The sequence below is a fragment of the Streptomyces sp. NPDC051064 genome, from assembly GCF_044455985.1.
Taxonomy (GTDB): Bacteria; Actinomycetota; Actinomycetes; order Streptomycetales; family Streptomycetaceae; genus Streptomyces.
The window spans coordinates 424,190-441,180 of the sequence record NZ_JBITFK010000008.1 but is presented as its reverse complement, the minus strand read 5'-3'; the positions used below and the strand labels follow the sequence as shown (position 1 = coordinate 441,180).

Sequence of the window (16,991 nt, the reverse complement as noted above, 5' to 3'; positions counted from 1 at the left end):
CGCCCGGTTACATTCCGAACCCGGAAGCTAAGCCTTTCAGCGCCGATGGTACTGCAGGGGGGACCCTGTGGGAGAGTAGGACGCCGCCGAACAATCTTTCAGGGCCCTTGGTCCCAGCGTTCATGCTGGGGCCAAGGGCCTTTTTTATTTTGCCGAAGCGCGTCGGATGGTCGGCTGCGCGAGAATGTCTGTGGTACCCGATGACAGGAGTCACCCCCATGTCCACCAACTCTTCCGACGACCGTCCGGAGCGCGAGCCGCGTCGCCGGGACGCCGGTGACGGGGGCGGCTTCCGGGGCGGCCGCGACGACCGGGCCGGCGCTCCTCGACGTGACACCAACGACCGTTCCAGCGGCCCGCGCCGTGATGACAACCGTGGCGGCAGCACCGGCGGTGGCTTCCGTCGCGATGACCGGGCTCCGCGTCGGGATGACGAGCGTGGTGGGTACCGCGGTGGTCAGCGTGACGACCGCGGCGGTCGCCCGAGCGGTGGCTTCGAGCGTCGTGACGACCGTTCCAGCGGCCCCCGCCGCGACGACAACCGTGGTGGCAGCACCGGCGGTGGTTTCCGTCGTGATGACGAGCGTGGTGGGTACCGCGGTGGTCAGCGTGACGACCGCGGTGGCCGCCCGAGCGGTGGGTTCGAGCGTCGTGACGACCGTTCCAGCGGCCCCCGCCGCGACGACAACCGTGGTGGCAGCACCGGCGGTGGTTTCCGTCGTGATGACGAGCGTGGTGGGTACCGCGGTGGTCAGCGTGACGACCGCGGTGGCCGCCCGAGCGGTGGGTTCGAGCGTCGTGACGACCGTTCCAGCGGCCCCCGCCGCGACGACAACCGTGGTGGCAGCACCGGCGGTGGTTTCCGTCGTGATGACGAGCGTGGTGGGTACCGCGGTGGTCAGCGTGACGACCGCGGCGGTCGCCCCAGCGGTGGGTTCGAGCGTCGTGACGACCGTTCCAGCGGTCCCCGCCGCGACGACAACCGTGGTGGCAGCACCGGCGGCGGCTTCCGTCGTGACGACAGCCGTGGTGGCAGCACCGGCGGCGGCTTCCGTCGTGATGACAGCCGTGGTGGCAGCACCGGCGGCGGCTTCCGTCGCGATGACCGGGCTCCGCGTCGGGATGACGAGCGTGGTGGGTACCGCGGTGGTCAGCGTGACGACCGCGGTGGCCGCCCGAGCGGTGGGTTCGAGCGTCGTGACGACCGTTCCAGCGGTCCCCGCCGCGACGACAACCGTGGTGGCAGCACCGGCGGCGGCTTCCGTCGCGATGACCGGGCTCCGCGTCGGGATGACCGTTCCAGCGGCCCGCGCCGCGACGACAACCGTGGTGGTAGCACCGGCGGTGGTTTCCGTCGTGATGACGAGCGTGGTGGGTACCGCGGTGGTCAGCGTGACGACCGCGGCGGTCGCCCCAGCGGTGGGTTCGAGCGTCGTGACGACCGTTCCAGCGGTCCCCGCCGCGACGACAACCGTGGTGGCAGCACCGGCGGTGGCTTCCGTCGCGATGACCGGACTCCGCGTCGGGATGACGAGCGTGGTGGGTACCGCGGTGGTCAGCGCGACGACCGCGGTGGCCGCCCCAGCGGTGGGTTCGAGCGTCGTGACGACCGTTCCAGCGGTCCCCGCCGCGACGACAGCCGTCCCAGCGGCCCCCGCCGTGACGACAGCCGTGGTGGCAGCACCGGCGGCGGCTTCCGCCGTGACGACAGCCGTGGTGGCAGCACCGGCGGTGGCTTCCGCCGCGATGACCGGAGCGGTGACCGGGACCGTGCGCCCCGTCGCGACAACGACCGCGGGGGCTACCAGGGGCGCGATGACCGTGGTGGTTACCAGGGGCGTGACGACCGCGACCGTGAGCCGATCAAGCGGCTTCCCATCCCGGACGACGTCACTGGCCACGAGATCGACAAGGATGTCCGGCAGGAGCTGTACAGCCTGCCGAAGACCCTGGCCGAGGACGTTGCACGGAACCTCGTGATGGTGGCTCGCCTCCTCGATGAGGACCCCGAGCAGGCATACGCGTACTCGCGTATCGCACTGCGTCTGGCCTCGCGTGTCGCAGCAGTGCGTGAGGCTGCCGGCTTCGCCGCATACGCGACGCAGAGGTACGCGGAGGCATTGGCCGAGTTCAGGGCGTCCCGTCGCATGACCGGCTCCGTGGACCTGTGGCCCGTCATGGCCGACTGCGAGCGTGGACTCGGCAGGCCCGAGCGGGCGATGGACATGGCCGGCGGGCCCGAGGTCCAGAAGCTGGACAAGGCCGGTCAGGTCGAGATGCGCCTGGTCGCCGCCGGAGCCCGCAGGGACATGGGGCAGATCGACGCGGCAATCGTCACGCTGCAGGGCCCCGAGCTCGCCTCCAGCGCCGTCCACTCGTGGACTCCGCGCCTGCGTTACGCCTACGCCGACGCGCTTCTCGAAGCAGGTCGCGAGGACGAGGCCCGTGAGTGGTTCGGGAAGGCCCTGGAGGCCGACAAGGACGGTGCGACCGACGCGTCCGACCGGCTCGCCGAACTCGACGGTGTGGAATTCGTCGACGTGCTCGGCGACGACGACGAGCACGCCGGAGAAGCGGCCCAGGTGGTCGAAGCCCGGGCCACGGAGGCCCAGGCCCAGGACACGGACGACGAGGACACGGACGAAGAGGACCGGGACGACGAGGATGACGACGAGGACGGGCCCGCGAAGGCCTGAGCGTCGCTGATGCAGCACTGAACACAGAAGAGGGCGGCACCCACAGCGGGTGCCGCCCTCTTCTGCGTTCTCCGGAGCTCAGACGACGTCGAGACTGCGCAGCACCAGCCCTGTGGCAGGCTTGGGGCCGAACGAGGTCGACTTACGGGGCATCGTGACGCCCTGTCTGGCCAGATCCCGCACCACCTCCTCGCGCACGGGGTGCATCAGCACCGCCGTGGCGTCGTGCCGTTCCGCCTGTTCGACCGCGGCCGCCGTGTCGTGGATGTAGGCGATGTGCTCGGGGGCGTCAGGGATCCGCCACACGTCGTCGAGGAGCGTGGAGTGCAGCACGGTGGCGTCCAGGGCACGCCAGGCCGCCGGCCGGTCGGCGCGGACCGTGCGGGCCAGCAGCCGCTCGTCCGGCCGGTCGACCAGGTGGAAGCGGCCGTCGCCCGCGAGAAGGAAGGCGTTGCCGTCCGCCGTGGCCGCCGCGAGAGCGTCGAGCGCCTGCTGCAGCGGTCCGTCGACGCGCCGGACGCGGAAGCGGCCTTCGAGGGCGCGGAGCGCCTCCGCGACCGGAAGGCGGTGCAGCAGCCGGTGGATGGCGCGGACCCGCAGCGGATAGCGGGCGGTGTCGACGAGCAGGACGAGACCGAAGTCCCAGGGCCCGGGGGCGGACTGCTCCCGCTGGAGCCGCAGATAGGTGGCCCAGCGGTGGTGCCCGTCGGCGATCAGTGCCTGGCGGTGGGAGAGATCCGACTCGATCTCCGCCTGCTCCGCGGGGTCGGAGACGACCCAGAGACGGTGGCTGAAACCGTCCTCGGTCGTCGTGGCGAGGAGCGGAAGGCGCTCCACCACCTGCTCGATGACGGCCGTCGTGCCGCTCGGCCCGCCGTCTCCCGCGTAGCTGAGGAGCAGGGGTTCGAGGTGGGCGGCCGCGGTGCGCATCAGGTCGGCGCGGTCCTCCACGACATCGGCCATGACGTCCTCGTGCGGCAGCACCACGCCCTCCGACGCGGGGGAGAGGGCCAGGGCCCCGATCACACCGCGCTGAAGGGTGTCGCCGGCCCGCTGTTCGTAGACGTAGAGCACGGGCACCGGGTCCGGGGCGAGGACGCCCTCCGCGAGCCAGCGCTTCAGGGTGTCGGCGGCCTGCCGGTGGCGTGCGGCGGCCGTGGTGGCCTGCGGGAGGATCAGCCGGACGATGTTGTGCGGGTCCGCGGACTCCAGGTGGTGCAGTCCGTCGGGCCGGACGACGACGTCGTACGGAGGCGAGGTCACCGCCGCGAGGCTGCCTACCCGTTCGGGGACGTAGCGCAGTCCACGGAAGGGGACCAGCCGCAGTCCCTCGCCGGCAGCGGGCCCGGATGTGTTCATTTGTGCATCGTATGTGCGCTCCCGCGATGCGCGATGATCGGGGGAGAAGCATGGAAAGAGGAGCGTACGCATATGAGTCAGCAGTACAGGTCCCGGCCGCTCGGAAGCGGTGTGGCGCTGAGTGAGGCGTACGACACTGCCCTGCTCGATCTCGACGGGGTGGTGTACGCGGGTGGGCACGCGATCGTCCACGCCGTGGAGTCGCTGGGCAGAGCGCGCGCGGGCGGCATGCATCTCGCGTACGTGACGAACAACGCGCTGCGGACGCCGGGCGCCGTGGCGGAGCACCTGACGGAGCTCGGGGTGCCGGCCGATGCCGCCGATGTGATCACGTCGGCGCAGGCGGTGGCCCGGCTGATGGCCGATCAGCTGCCGTCCGGGGCGAAGGTGCTCGTGGTCGGCGGCGAGGGGCTGCGGGTCGCGCTGCGCGAGCGCGGCCTGGTGCCGGTGGAGTCGGCGGACGACGAACCCGTCGCCGTGGCGCAGGGGTTCGGCGGGCCGGATCTGGCATGGGGCCGCTTCTCCGAGGCGGCGTACGCGATCTCGCGCGGGGCCGTGTGGTTCGCGTCCAACACGGACCTGACGATCCCCGGCGCCCGGGGCATCGCCCCGGGCAACGGGGCTGCGGTCGAGGTCGTACGGATCGCCACCGGTGCCGAGCCGCAGGTCGCGGGCAAGCCGCTGCCGCCGATGCACCGCGAGACCGTGCTGCGGACCGGGGCGAAGCGTCCGCTGGTCGTCGGGGACCGGCTGGACACGGACATCGAGGGCGCGTTCAACGGAGGCGTGGACTCGCTGCTCGTCCTCACCGGGGTGACCGACGCGGCGCAGCTGATCGCGGCCGAACCCAAGTACCGCCCGACCTATGTGGACCGGGACCTGCGGGGACTGCTCACCGGGCAGCCCGAGGTGTCGGAGGAGGACGGCGGGTTCCGCTGCGGCGGCTGGACGGCCGTGGTGCGCGGGGACGCGCTCGCGCTGGAAGGTGACGGCGACGCGATCGACGGGCTGCGGGCCCTGTGCGGAGCGGCGTGGACGCATGCCGGGGACGGCTCGTGCCGGGTGGACGCGGGGAAGGCCGTGGCCAGGCTCGGGCTGTAGCGGTGGAGGGCCCGTCCGGTCCGTTCCACGGAGCGGTGGACGTCCTGGCCGGCTCCACGGAGCGGAGCCGGCCGGCCGGGCCGGCGGATGCCTCCCGCTCCCCCTGGTGGCCGGAATCGGAGGGTAGGCTACCCTAACCCGGTGTTGGTCGAGAGCCCTTCTGAAACGAACGCCGGTCCCGCGGCAGCGCCGGACGAGCCCGCGCGCACAGGGCGCCACGCGGTACGAGCCGTGGGGCTGCTGGTCGCCGTAGGCGTACTGGTGCTGGTGTGCCTCGCGAGTATCGCGATCGGCGCCAAGGCCCTGCCCCTCTCCGAGGTGTGGCACGGCCTGTTCCACTACTCGGGCACCAACGGCGACGTCCTCGTACGGGATGTGCGGGTCCCGCGCACCGTGCTGGGGCTGATCGCCGGGGCCGCCCTGGGGCTGGCCGGCGCCGTGATGCAGGCGCTGACCCGCAACCCGCTCGCCGAGCCCGGTCTGCTGGGTGTCAACGCGGGTGCGGCGGCGGCCGTCGTCTCCGCCATCACCTTCCTCGGCGTCACCTCGCTCACGGGATACGTCTGGTTCGCGTTCGGCGGCGCCGCGATCGTCTCCGTCGCGGTGTACGTGCTCGGCGGCAGCCGCTCCGCCAACCCCGTACGGCTGGCGCTCGCCGGCACGGCGGTCACCGCGGCGCTCTTCGGCTACGTCAACGCCGTACAGCTGCTGGACTCGGCGGCCCTGGACCGGCTGCGCTTCTGGACCGTGGGATCGCTGGCCTCCGCGAACCCGGAGACCGTCAGCAGGGTGTGGCCGTTCATCGCCCTCGGCGTGCTGCTCGCCCTCTTCATCGCACGGCCGCTCAACGCGCTGGAGATGGGTGACGACACGGCCAGGGCGCTCGGCGCGCATCTGACCCGTACACGCGTCCTCGCGATGGTGGCCGTCACCCTGCTCTGCGGGGCGGCGACCGCCGCGTGCGGGCCGATCGTCTTCATCGGGCTGATGATCCCGCACCTGGTCCGCACCATCACCGGCCCGAACATGCGGTGGATCCTGCCCTACGCGGCCGTCCTCGCGCCCGTGCTGCTGCTCGGCGCCGACGTGGTGGGCAGGGTCGTCGCCCGCCCCGCCGAGCTTCAGGTCGGCATCGTCACCGCGCTGCTCGGCGGGCCCGTCTTCATCCATCTCGTACGTCGTAAGAGGATGGCCCAGCTGTGAAGGCCGCACAGGACACCACGAAGACCGTCCACGCCGTGCGGACGGCGGGCGGGCTCTCCTTCCGTGTGGACGCACGGGCGTTCACCGTGATCGCGCTGCTCGTCGCGGCGGCGGCCTTCGCCGCGGTGGTGCTGATCGGCAGCGGCGACTACTCCATGTCCCCCGGACAGGTCGTCACCACCCTGTTCGGCAACGGAACCTTCCAGCAGGAGTTCATCGTCACCGAACTGCGGCTGCCGAGGGTCCTCGTCGGGCTCCTCGTCGGCGCAGCGCTCGGTGTCGGGGGCGCCGTCTTCCAGAGCGTCTCGCGCAATCCGCTCGGCAGCCCGGACGTCCTCGGCTTCGGCCAGGGTGCCGCGGTCGGCGCCCTCACCGTGATCGTGCTCTTCCACGGCGGACCCACCGAGGTCGCGGCGGGCGCCGTCGGCGGCGGCCTGCTGACGGGCGTCGCCGTCCATCTGCTGGCCTGGAAGCGCGGGGTGCACGGCTACCGGCTCGTCCTGGTCGGCATCGGCGCCGCCGCGATGCTCACCGCCGCGATCCACTACCTGATCACCAAGGCCAACCTCGTCGACGCCACCCGCGCCGTCGTCTGGATGACCGGTTCGCTGGACGGGCGGGACTGGGCCCAGGTCTGGCCGCTCCTCGCGGTCTGCTGCGTCCTGATCCCCGTGGTCCTCGGCCACGGGCGGGCTCTGCGCATGATCGAGATGGGCGACGACGCCGCCCATTCTCTGGGCGTACGGGTGGAACGCACCCGGCTCGTCCTGCTGGGCTGCGCCGTGCTGCTCGTCGCCGTCGCCACCGCCGCGGCGGGGCCCATCGTCTTCGTCTCGCTCAGCGCCCCGCAGGTCGCCCGCCGTCTCACCCGCGCACCCGGCCCCAACCTGGCCGCCGCGGCCGCCACGGGAGCGGCCCTGCTCCTCGTCGCCGACTGGACCGCCATGAACGCCTTCGGGGACCGCCAGCTCCCGGTGGGCGTCGTCACCGGCGTACTCGGCGGCTGCTACCTGCTGTGGCTCCTCGTGTCCGAGCGCAGGGCGGGCCGCATATGAAGCAGGGCGGGCCGGACCCCTCGCAGACCAATCCCACCGACTCCGGGAGTACGACCATGCAGCGCCTCACCGCGGACTCGGTGACCCTCGGCTACGACCAGCGGGTCATCGCGGAGAACCTCTCGGTCGAGATCCCCGACAACTCCTTCACCGTCATCGTCGGCCCCAACGCGTGCGGCAAGTCGACCCTGCTGCGCGCCCTCTCCCGGATGCTGAAGCCGAACGCCGGGGACGTCCTGCTGGACGGGCAGTCCATCCACCGGATGCCCGCGAAGAAGGTCGCCAGGACGCTCGGCCTGCTGCCCCAGTCCTCCATAGCCCCGGACGGCATCACCGTCGCCGACCTCGTCTCACGCGGCCGCTACCCCCACCAGGGGCTGCTGCGCCAGTGGTCACCCGAGGACGAGCGGATCGTGAAGGAGTCCATGGAGTCGACCGGTGTCGGCGAGCTCGCCGACCGATACGTCGACGAACTGTCCGGCGGCCAGCGCCAGCGGGTCTGGATCGCCATGGCCCTCGCCCAGCAGACCCCGCTCCTGCTGCTGGACGAGCCGACGACGTATCTCGACATCCAGCACCAGATCGACGTGCTCGACCTCTGCGCGGAGCTCCACGAGACGCAGGGCCGCACCCTCGTCGCCGTGCTGCACGACCTCAATCACGCCGCCCGGTACGCCACCCACCTCATCGCCATGCGCGAGGGCGCGGTCATCGCCGAGGGCGCGCCCGGTGACGTCGTCACCGCGCAGCTCGTCGAGGAGGTCTTCGGGATGCGGTGCCAGGTCATCGACGACCCGGAGACGGGGACGCCGCTCGTCGTCCCCGCCGCCCGCAGGAAGCGCACGGTGGCCTCCGTCTGAGGCCCGCCGCCGGTCACAGCAGCGACTTGAGCTTCAGCAGATCGCGGAAGCCGGCCTCCAGCCGCACCCGGCCGGAGGCCCAGGCCTTCGCGAAGTTCAGCTCGCCGTCGACCATGGCCACCAGGTCGTCCCCGGTCATGGCGAGCCGGATCTCGGCCTTCTCCCCGGGCGGGCCGTCGTATGTGTCCAGCACCCGGATCCGGCCGTTCGCCAGGCGTCCGGTGAACGTCACGTCGAGATCCCTGACGTGGCAGCTCAGCGAGCGGTCGAGGTCGGCGGCGCTGCGGACGTCGCCGTCCGCCCCCGCCAGATTGTCGGAAAGTGTGTCGAGTGCGCTGCGGCACTCCGCCATGGTCGCCATCGTCACCGACGGTACACCGGCCCTTCGGGGTAGCGTTCCCGCATGAGCGACTGGATGCCGGGGCCGGACACGGCGCAGCAGGGTGAGGCGGCCGGAGTGGACGCGGCACCTCCCGCCGCGCCTCCCGCGCCCTCCTTCGACCCCGCCCCGCCCGCACCCCTCGGCGTGGCACGCACCCCCACGGGGCACGCCGGTGTGGATGCCCGGCTGGAGCGGCTGGCCGACGCCGACCACCTCGCGGCGGACGGCCACACCGAGGTGTACGAGGATGTACACCGTGGGCTGCGTGACGAACTCACCGCGCTGGACGCACGGCCCGCACCCGCACCGACGCCCGCGCACGACAACAGGAGCTGAACCGAACGTGGCAGGAGTGGCACGTCGCCGCCTCGACGCCGAGCTGGTACGCCGCAAGCTCGCCCGCTCGCGCGAGCACGCGAGCCAGCTGATCGCAGCGGGGCGGGTGACCGTCGGCGGGAACACCGCGACCAAGTCGGCCACCCAGGTCGAGACCAGCGCCGCCGTCGTCGTCGTCAAGGACGACAGCGATCCCGAGTACGTCTCGCGCGGCGGGCACAAACTCGCGGGCGCCCTCGCCGCCTTCGAGCCCCGGGGCCTGAAGGTCGAAGGTCGGCGGGCACTGGACGCCGGCGCCTCGACCGGAGGCTTCACCGATGTGCTGCTCCGGGCCGGCGCCGGACACGTCGTGGCGGTGGACGTCGGCTACGGGCAGCTCGCCTGGTCCCTGCAGTCCGATGAACGCGTCACCGTCAAGGACCGTACCAACGTGCGCGAGTTGACGGTGGAGCAGATCGACGGGAAGCCGGTGGACCTGGTGGTGGGAGACCTCTCGTTCATCCCGCTCGGCCTCGTGCTGCCCGCACTCGCGCGCTGCGCAGCCCCCGACGCCGACCTGGTGCTGATGGTCAAGCCGCAGTTCGAGGTGGGCAAGGAGCGCCTCGGCAGCGGCGGTGTGGTCCGCAGCCCCGAGCTCCGGGCCGAAGCCGTACGGGAGGTGGCACGACGGGCCGGTCTGCTCGGCCTCGGTGTCCTGGGGGTCACGGCGAGCCCGCTGCCCGGCCCGTCGGGAAACGTCGAGTATTTTCTGTGGCTGCGGGCCGGCGCACCTGAGCTGGATCCCGCGGACGTCGACCGCGCAGTGGCGGAGGGGCCCCGTTGACAACGCAAGCGACACAACCAGGGAACGCGGAACGCACCGTCTTCCTGCTGGCGCACACCGGCCGCCCGGCCGCGATCCGCAGCGCCGAGCTCGTCGTCCAGGGGCTGCTGCGCAACGGCCTCGGCGTCCGGGTGCTGGCGGTGGAGGCACAGGACCTGCCGCTGCCCTCGTCCGTGGTCACGGTCACGGACGCGACGCCCACGGCCGTGGACGGCTGCGAACTCCTGATCGTGCTCGGCGGGGACGGGACGCTGCTGCGCGGGGCCGAGATCTCGCGCGCCTCCGGCGTGCCGATGCTCGGGGTCAACCTCGGGCGGGTCGGCTTCCTCGCCGAGGCCGAGCGTGACGACCTGGACCAGGTCGTCGACCGCGTCGTCACCCGGGCGTACCAGGTCGAGGAGCGGATGACGCTCGACGTCATCGTGCACAGCAACGGCGACATCGTGCACACCGACTGGGCGCTCAACGAGGCCGCCGTCCAGAAGGTCTCGCCCGAGCGGATGCTCGAAGTGGTCCTGGAGATCGACGGCCGCCCGGTGACCGGCTTCGGATGCGACGGGATCGTCTGCGCCACCCCGACCGGCTCGACCGCGTACGCCTTCTCGGCGGGCGGACCCGTCGTCTGGCCGGAGGTCGAGGCACTCCTCATGGTGCCGATCAGCGCCCACGCCCTGTTCGCGAAGCCGCTGGTGACCTCGCCCGACTCGGTGCTGGCGGTCGAGGTCCAGCCGCACACCCCGCACGGGGTGCTGTGGTGCGACGGCCGCCGGACCGTCGAGCTGCCCGCGGGGGCCAGGGTGGAGGTGCGGCGCGGCGCGGTGCCCGTACGGCTCGCGCGGCTGCACCAGGCGTCGTTCACCGACCGTCTGGTGGCCAAGTTCGCGCTGCCCGTACAGGGCTGGCGGGGCGCTCCGCACTGAATTCCCGGGCGGCTGCTCACACCCGCGTGAGTGAATCCTTCACCGGGGTCCGTCGCACACCGGGCCCCGGACCTCGTAAGGTCATGTCCGTGTTGGAGGAGATGCGGATACGGTCGCTCGGAGTCATCGACGACGCGGTGGTGGAGCTGTCACCCGGTTTCACCGCGGTGACGGGCGAGACCGGCGCGGGCAAGACCATGGTCGTCACCAGCCTCGGGCTGCTGCTCGGCGGGCGCGCCGACCCCGCCCTGGTGCGGGTCGGTGCCAAGGCCGCGGTCGTCGAGGGGCGGATCACGGTGTCCCGGGGCGACGCGGCGGCGGTGCGCGCCGAGGAAGCCGGGGGCGAGATCGAGGACGGTGCGCTGATCATCAGCCGTACCGTTTCGGCGGAAGGGCGCTCCCGGGCCCATCTCGGGGGCAGATCCGTGCCCGTGGGGCTGCTCGCCGAGCTCGCCGACGAACTCGTCGCCGTGCACGGCCAGACCGACCAGCAGGGACTGCTCAAGCCCGCACGGCAGCGCCAGGCGCTCGACCGCTACGCCGGGGGCGGTGTCGAGGGCCCGCACACCAAGTACGCGGCGGCCTACCGGCGGCTCCGCGCGGTCGTCGCCGAGCTCGACGAGCTGACCACCCGGGCCAGGGAACGCGCCCAGGAGGCGGATCTGCTGCGCTTCGGCCTCGACGAGGTCGCCGCCGTGGAACCGCTGCCCGGCGAGGACACCGAACTCGCCGCGGAGGCCGAGCGGCTCGGCCACGCCGAGGCGCTCGCCTCCGCGGCCGCGCTCGCCCACGCGGCGCTCGCGGGGAATCCGGAGGATCCGGAAGGCGTGGACGCCACCACGGTGGTGGCGGCCGCCGGACAGTCCCTGGACGCCGTACGGGCCCACGACCCCGCGCTGGCCGCGCTCGCCGACCGGATCGGCGAGATCTCGATCCTGCTCGCCGACGTGGCCGGGGAGCTCGCCGGATACGCCGACCAGCTCGACGCCGACCCGCTGCGGCTCGCTGCCGTGGAGGAACGGCGTGCCGCGCTCACCGCGCTCACCCGCAAGTACGGCCAGGACATCACCTCCGTGCTCGCCTGGGCCGAGGACGGTGCCTCCCGGCTGACCGAACTCGAGGGCGACGACGACCGGATCGGTGAGCTGACGGCGGAGCGCGACGCGCTGCGCGTCGAGCTCTCCGCCCTCGGCCAGGAGCTGACCGACGCGCGGACCGAGGCGGCGGCACGCTTCGCCGAGGCCGTCACCGAGGAGCTGGCGTCGCTCGCGATGCCGCACGCCCGGGTCTCCTTCGCCATCGGGCAGACCGAGGCACCGGACGAGGAGTCCGGCATCGACATCGGCGGCCGCAGCGTGCTCTACGGGCCCTCCGGCGCCGACGAGGTGGAGCTCCTGCTGGCGCCGCACCCCGGCGCCCAGCCCCGGCCCATCGCCAAGGGCGCCTCCGGCGGTGAGCTGTCCCGGGTGATGCTCGCCGTCGAAGTGGTCTTCGCGGGCTCCGATCCCGTGCCGACGTACCTCTTCGACGAGGTCGACGCGGGCGTCGGCGGCAAGGCGGCCGTCGAGGTCGGCCGGCGGCTGGCGAAGCTCGCCAGGTCCGCGCAGGTCGTCGTGGTCACCCACCTGCCGCAGGTGGCCGCCTTCGCCGACCGGCAGCTGCTGGTCGAGAAGACCGTGGACGGATCGGTGACCAGGAGCGGTGTCACGGTCCTCGAAGGTGAGGACCGGGTGCGGGAGCTCTCCCGGATGCTCGCCGGGCAGGAGGACTCGGAGACCGCCCGGGCACACGCCGAGGAGCTGCTGGAGACCGCGCGAGCGGACGGATAGCGGCCCGCAGGCGTCAGCCCGTGCCGCCCGCGTCACTCGTACGGGTGGGGCGGGACGCCCGGCCGTCGACGCGACGACGGGAACAACGTTTCGTCAGTCCCGGAACGTGCGTACGGACTGGCATCCTTGGCGCTGTACTTACCACCGACTCGGGATCCCCGGGAGCCAATCAACGTGTCACAGCTGCGTACGGTCCAAGTCCTGGGCGGCGGTGCCGGAAGCAGCGCTCATGTCAGCTCGCTCGCCGCAGGTCTGGTCGCCAGAGGTGTGCAGGTCACCGTCTGCGCCCCGGCCGGCTCCGGCCGCGCCCACGGCCTCCCCGCGACGGGCGCCCGCTTCGTCGCGGTGCCCCGGCGCAGCGACCCCGCGGCCGTCGCCGCCCTCCGCACCGCCTGCACCGGGGCGGACATCGTCCACGCCCACGGGCTGCATGCCGCCGTACGCGCCGGGATCGCCCTCAGCGGCCGGGGCACCCCCCTGGTCGTGACCTGGCACACGCGCACCCATGCCGACGGGACCCGCGGCAGGCTGCTGCGGCTGCTGGAGCGGAGGGCCGCCCGCGCGGCCGCCGTCGTCCTGGGCACCTCGTGGGAGCTGGTCGACCGGGCCCGCCGCGGAGGAGCCAGGGACGCCCGGCTCGCACCGGCCGCGATCCCCGCGGGCCGCTTCCCGGAGGCCCCCGACGACGGCAAGACGCGCGCCGAACTGGGAGCGGTCGGAAGGCCGTTGCTGGTATCGGTGGCACAGCACGACCAGGAGACGCTGCTGGACGCGGCGCGCGGGTGGAGCGCCCTGGACCCCGTGCCGCTGCTTGCCGTCGCGGGGGAGGGGCCCAGGGCCGGCGCCCTCCGGCGGCGGATCGCGGCGGAGGGGCTGCCCGTCGTCCTCGCCGGCGGCTCGGACGGCATCGGTGAACTCCTCGCCGCCGCCGACATCGCCGTACTGTCCGGCTGCGGGGAGGACGGGCCGCTGCTCGCCCAGGAGGCCCTGCGGCTCGGCGTCCCGCTGGTCGCGGCCCGGGCCGACGGACTGCCCGAACTCGTCGGCGAAGCAGCCGAGCTGGTCCCGTACGGGGACGCCGACGCGCTGGCCGGAGCCGTCGTACGGCTCCTCGGCGACCCCGGGCGACGGGAGCGGCTCGTCGGCTCGGGGCGCGCACAGGCCGCGGGCTGGCCGACCGAGGACGACACGGTCGCCCATGTGCTCTCCGTCTACGACGAGTTGGCGCAGCCCCTGGCGGCCGCCCGCGGCTGACCTGTCAGCGGGTGTGGCGGCGGGCGCGCAGGGCCAGGCTCAGGGCGAGTACGGCCTGGGGGTCGTCCAGATCCGTGCCGAGCAGCTCGCCGATGCGGGCCAGCCGGTTGTAGAGCGTCTGCCGGTTCAGATGCAGGTCGCGCGCGGCCTCCGCCTTGCGGCCCGCATGGGCGAGGTACGCCTCCAGAGTGGGCAGCAGGGCGGGACGCGACGTCCGGTCGTGTTCGCGCAGCGGCCCGATCGCCCGGTCCACGAAGGACGCCAGATCCGGATGGTCCCGCAGCCGCCACAGCAGCAGATCGATGTCCAGGCTGCGCGCGTCGTACCAGGGGCGCTCCCCGAGCCCCTGCGCGGCCGTCGCCGCCTCCGCCGCGTGCCGCAGCCCCGCGCCCGCCGCCGCCCAGCCGCCCGCGGCCCCGACCACCACGACGACCGGCGTACGGTCACCGGCCCGCTCCAGGCCGGCCCGCCCCGCCCCGGCCCGCAGTGCGGTCGCCACCCGGTCGCCGAGTGCCGCACGGGTGGTTCCCGGGCGCAGCGCCAGCAGCAGCGGCACCCTGCCCTCCACCGGACGCACCCCCACCAGCACCGGCGCGCCCACGGCCGCGAGCTCCTCCGTCACGGCCCGGGCCAGCAGCGCCCAGCTGCCCGACGGGGCCGACTCGGGCGCGAGCCTCATCACCACCGGCAGCAGCGGATCCCCGCCCGGCCGGAAGCCCAGCACACCGGCCTGCGCGGGAGCGTCCTCGGGAGCGATCCGGCCCTCGGCGAGATCCGTGAGGAAGTCGCCGCGTCCCCGCGCCGCCACCTCGTCCTCCTGACGGGCCTGCATCAGCACGACCGCCAGGATGCCCGCCGCCCGCTCGGCCGCCATCCGGTGCACCGTCACCAGCGGGCCCGACACCGCGAGCAGCACCAGCCGGGCCCGTACGGAACCGGCCCCGAGGCCGCCTCCCGGCACCTCCACCAGGAGCGCGCCGGCCGGTGGCGCCTCACGGGCCGCCCGGTCCCCGCGCAGCCCCTCCCAGACCTGCAGCGGATCGGCGCCCACCGGCCCGGCGCCCGCGGCGAACAGCAGCCGGCCGTCCGGAGTCTCCAGGAAGACCGGGTTCGCGGCGAAGTCCGCCAGGATCCCCAGGACCTGCGGCACCCCGCCGCCGCCGAGCACCGCCTGTGTGCACCGCCGGTGGACCTCCTCCGCCCGCTGGAGCAGGGCGTAGTGGCCGTTGACGATCTCGGTGTGGATCTCCTCGGTCACCGCCACGAACGGCACCTCGCGATGCAGTTGCACGAGCGGCAGCCCCGCCGTCCTCGCGGCCTCCACGATCGCCGTCGGCAGCCGCTCGAAACGCGGCCCGAGCTCCACGACCAGCGCGGCGATACCGCGGTCGGCCAGCTTGCGGACGTAGGCCCGCTGGTCGGCGGGCCGGGAACCGAGGCCGAGACCCGTGGAGAGCAGCAACTCCCCGCCCTTGAGGAGCGCGGGGATGTTCGGCGCCTCCCCGGCGTGCACCCAGCGCACCGTGCGGTCCAGCCGGTCCGCGCAGGTCAGCACCTCCGGCAGTCCGGCGCGCAGCCCCGGCAGTTCCAGCGCCCGCCGCACGGTGATCCCGCCCTCTGTCTCCACCGGCTCCGGCCTCGTGCTTCCGTATCGGCGCGTGCGCGCTCGTGCTCCGTCCACGAGGGGCGGGAACGCCCCCGGTCAGGAAGTTACCGGCCCCCGGCCCGGCGCGTCACACCGCGGCCACGGCCGGCCTGACGTTGTGGTTCAGATGGAACACGTTGTCCGGGTCGTAGCGTGCCTTGACGCGGGACAGCCGCTCGTAGGCGTGCTCCCCGAAGCCGGCGACGACCCGCTCCTGGCCCTCACGCCCGATGAAGTTCAGATAGACCGCGCCGCTCGCCCACGGCATGACCGCCCCGCGCACCCGGCGTACCCACTCCTTGCTCTGTTCGTCGTCCGCCTCGCTCTCCCAGACGCCGAACGGATGCACCGCCCACGGGGAGGAGCGCCAGGGCAGGGGGTAGTCGGCGGGCCCCCGGGCCACCGCGCCGCCCATCGGGAACAGCACATGCTGCGAACCGGAGGGGACGGGCATCGTGGCAGCACCGGCGCAGAAGGCGGCCGTGGCCTCGTCGGGGAACCCGTCCAGATACTCCGCCGACCAGTAGTTCCGCATGCCGGGCGGGTCGTCGAGCATGCACTGCAGGTCCGCGTAGTCGACCGCGTCGATCACCTCGGCCTCGCGCTCCAGCGCCAGCAGGGGCCCCGCGACCTCGCGCAGCTCCGCCTCCGTACCGGCGTAGGTGACCAGGACCGCGCACACGAGGTGGCCCACCAGGCCCTCGGGCACCCACTCCTCGGGCGGCCCGGTGATGTAGATACAGGCGCCGCCCGCCGCGTCCGGGGCGGACTCCATCACGTCCCGGTACGTACGGACCGCCTCCGGGCCGTTCTCGGGGCGGAGGAGGAGCAGTGCCATGCTCATGGCCGGGAGGTCGTGGAGCCGCAGCGTCAGGGAGGTGACCACACCGAAATTGCCGCCGCCGCCGTGCAGGGCCCAGAAGAGCTCCGGGTTCTCCTGCGCGCTCGCGTGTACGGAACCGCCGTCGGCCGTGACCACCTCCGCGGCCAGCAGATTGTCACAGGCCAGCCCGAAGGCGCGCTCCAGCCACCCCGAACCGCCGCCCAGCGTGAAGCCGCCGACGCCGGTGGTGGAGACCCGCCCGCCCGTGGTCGCCAGGGCGTACGGCTGGGTCGCCCGGTCCAGGTCGCTCATGGTGGCTCCGCCGCCCACGCGGGCCGAGCGGGCCTCCCGGTCGACCTCCACCGCGCGCATCCGGCGCAGGTCGATCACCAGACCGCCCTCGCTCAGGGCCATGCCCGCCACACTGTGACCGCCCCCGCGCACGGCGACCTCCAGGCCCTCCTCGCGTGCGAAGCGGAGAGCCCGCGCGACATCCGCCTCGGAGGTGCACTGGGCCACCACCGCGGGTCTGCGGTCGATCATGCTGTTGAAGACGGTCCGGGCCTCGTCGTAGCCCGGGTCGCCGGGGACATGGATCCCGCCGGCGAAACCGGAGCGGAGACCGGCCGGAGCGGAGTCCGTCGCAGGGGTGCGAGGCGTCATGACGTGCCCCCCTTCGCAAGGCGTGACAGGGCCCTTCCATCG

The 16,991-nt window shown here is 73.3% G+C and carries 15 protein-coding genes and 1 rRNA gene; 11 read left to right on the top strand and 5 right to left on the bottom strand.

Annotated elements, in window-relative coordinates; translation table 11 throughout:
- Positions 1–92, top strand: a 5S ribosomal RNA gene (rrf, locus tag ACIBCU_RS28840); the annotation flags it as partial.
- Positions 93–98: 6 nt separating this feature from the next.
- Here rrf and ACIBCU_RS28835 read toward each other — a convergent pair.
- A complete protein-coding gene (locus tag ACIBCU_RS28835; RefSeq protein WP_399234978.1) occupies positions 99–1,901 on the bottom strand; it encodes a hypothetical protein in 1,803 nt (600 codons plus the stop codon).
- Positions 1,902–1,979: 78 nt separating this feature from the next.
- Here ACIBCU_RS28835 and ACIBCU_RS28830 point away from each other — a divergent pair, with 78 nt between their 5' ends.
- Positions 1,980–2,696, top strand: a complete 717-nt coding sequence (locus ACIBCU_RS28830; RefSeq protein WP_362941668.1) for a hypothetical protein — start codon at positions 1,980–1,982, stop codon at positions 2,694–2,696.
- 78 nt (positions 2,697–2,774) lie between these two features.
- Here ACIBCU_RS28830 and ACIBCU_RS28825 read toward each other — a convergent pair whose 3' ends face one another.
- On the bottom strand, positions 2,775–4,055 hold the full coding sequence (locus tag ACIBCU_RS28825; protein WP_399234976.1) for a DUF1015 family protein: 1,281 nt from the start codon (positions 4,053–4,055) through the stop codon (positions 2,775–2,777).
- Between the two features lie 72 nt (positions 4,056–4,127).
- On the opposite strand from ACIBCU_RS28825, the gene ACIBCU_RS28820 reads away from it, so the two are divergent.
- The 4 genes from ACIBCU_RS28820 to ACIBCU_RS28805 all read left to right on the top strand — a co-directional run bounded on the left by ACIBCU_RS28820 (position 4,128) and on the right by ACIBCU_RS28805 (position 8,274).
- Positions 4,128–5,156, top strand: coding sequence for an HAD hydrolase-like protein (locus tag ACIBCU_RS28820; protein WP_399234974.1), 1,029 nt, complete (start codon positions 4,128–4,130; stop codon positions 5,154–5,156).
- Positions 5,157–5,297: 141 nt separating this feature from the next.
- Positions 5,298–6,359, top strand: coding sequence for a FecCD family ABC transporter permease (locus tag ACIBCU_RS28815; RefSeq protein ID WP_399234971.1), 1,062 nt, complete (start codon positions 5,298–5,300; stop codon positions 6,357–6,359).
- On the top strand, positions 6,356–7,414 hold the full coding sequence (locus ACIBCU_RS28810; protein WP_362941676.1) for an iron chelate uptake ABC transporter family permease subunit: 1,059 nt from the start codon (positions 6,356–6,358) through the stop codon (positions 7,412–7,414). The genes ACIBCU_RS28815 and ACIBCU_RS28810 overlap by 4 nt, the downstream gene beginning before the upstream one ends.
- Before the next feature lie 56 nt (positions 7,415–7,470).
- The gene (locus ACIBCU_RS28805) at positions 7,471–8,274 is read left to right on the top strand and encodes an ABC transporter ATP-binding protein (RefSeq protein WP_362941678.1); all 804 of its coding nucleotides are present in this window, start codon (positions 7,471–7,473) and stop codon (positions 8,272–8,274) included.
- Positions 8,275–8,287: 13 nt separating this feature from the next.
- Here the strand turns inward: ACIBCU_RS28805 and ACIBCU_RS28800 are convergent, their stop codons facing one another.
- Positions 8,288–8,635: an alkyl sulfatase C-terminal domain-containing protein gene (locus tag ACIBCU_RS28800; RefSeq protein WP_399234968.1), complete on the bottom strand. Its 348-nt coding sequence runs from the start codon at positions 8,633–8,635 to the stop codon at positions 8,288–8,290.
- A 42-nt stretch (positions 8,636–8,677) separates the two neighbouring features.
- On the opposite strand from ACIBCU_RS28800, the gene ACIBCU_RS28795 reads away from it, so the two are divergent.
- From ACIBCU_RS28795 to ACIBCU_RS28775, 5 genes are all read left to right on the top strand, one after another.
- The gene (locus tag ACIBCU_RS28795) at positions 8,678–8,992 is read left to right on the top strand and encodes a hypothetical protein (protein ID WP_362941683.1); all 315 of its coding nucleotides are present in this window, start codon (positions 8,678–8,680) and stop codon (positions 8,990–8,992) included.
- A 7-nt stretch (positions 8,993–8,999) separates the two neighbouring features.
- Positions 9,000–9,815 (top strand): TlyA family RNA methyltransferase, encoded by an 816-nt coding sequence (locus ACIBCU_RS28790; protein WP_399234966.1) that lies wholly within the window; start codon positions 9,000–9,002, stop codon positions 9,813–9,815.
- Positions 9,812–10,735 (top strand): NAD kinase, encoded by a 924-nt coding sequence (locus ACIBCU_RS28785; RefSeq protein WP_362941688.1) that lies wholly within the window; start codon positions 9,812–9,814, stop codon positions 10,733–10,735. Before ACIBCU_RS28790 ends, ACIBCU_RS28785 begins: the two co-directional genes overlap by 4 nt.
- A gap of 83 nt (positions 10,736–10,818) precedes the next feature.
- A complete protein-coding gene (gene recN, locus ACIBCU_RS28780) occupies positions 10,819–12,564 on the top strand; it encodes a DNA repair protein RecN (protein ID WP_362941691.1) in 1,746 nt (581 codons plus the stop codon).
- A gap of 174 nt (positions 12,565–12,738) precedes the next feature.
- Positions 12,739–13,818, top strand: a complete 1,080-nt coding sequence (locus ACIBCU_RS28775) for a glycosyltransferase family 4 protein (RefSeq protein ID WP_399234963.1) — start codon at positions 12,739–12,741, stop codon at positions 13,816–13,818.
- Positions 13,819–13,822: 4 nt separating this feature from the next.
- On the opposite strand, the gene ACIBCU_RS28770 is transcribed toward ACIBCU_RS28775, so the two are convergent.
- Together ACIBCU_RS28770 and ACIBCU_RS28765 are read right to left on the bottom strand one after the other, a co-directional pair.
- Positions 13,823–15,445 (bottom strand): PucR family transcriptional regulator, encoded by a 1,623-nt coding sequence (locus ACIBCU_RS28770; protein ID WP_399234961.1) that lies wholly within the window; start codon positions 15,443–15,445, stop codon positions 13,823–13,825.
- A gap of 106 nt (positions 15,446–15,551) precedes the next feature.
- On the bottom strand, positions 15,552–16,949 hold the full coding sequence (locus ACIBCU_RS28765) for an FAD-binding oxidoreductase (RefSeq protein ID WP_362941699.1): 1,398 nt from the start codon (positions 16,947–16,949) through the stop codon (positions 15,552–15,554).
- Between the last annotated feature and the right edge of the window lie 42 nt (positions 16,950–16,991).

Coding starts and splice junctions, on each gene's coding strand:
- ACIBCU_RS28825 (WP_399234976.1), bottom strand. CDS start 4,055: ATGAACACATCCGGGCCCGCTGCCGGCGAGGGACTGCGGCTGGTCCCC.
- ACIBCU_RS28800 (WP_399234968.1), bottom strand. CDS start 8,635: ATGGCGACCATGGCGGAGTGCCGCAGCGCACTCGACACACTTTCCGAC.
- ACIBCU_RS28820 (WP_399234974.1), top strand. CDS start 4,128: ATGAGTCAGCAGTACAGGTCCCGGCCGCTCGGAAGCGGTGTGGCGCTG.
- ACIBCU_RS28805 (WP_362941678.1), top strand. CDS start 7,471: ATGCAGCGCCTCACCGCGGACTCGGTGACCCTCGGCTACGACCAGCGG.
- ACIBCU_RS28830 (WP_362941668.1), top strand. CDS start 1,980: ATGGTGGCTCGCCTCCTCGATGAGGACCCCGAGCAGGCATACGCGTAC.
- ACIBCU_RS28795 (WP_362941683.1), top strand. CDS start 8,678: ATGAGCGACTGGATGCCGGGGCCGGACACGGCGCAGCAGGGTGAGGCG.
- recN (WP_362941691.1), top strand. CDS start 10,819: ATGTCCGTGTTGGAGGAGATGCGGATACGGTCGCTCGGAGTCATCGAC.
- ACIBCU_RS28765 (WP_362941699.1), bottom strand. CDS start 16,949: ATGACGCCTCGCACCCCTGCGACGGACTCCGCTCCGGCCGGTCTCCGC.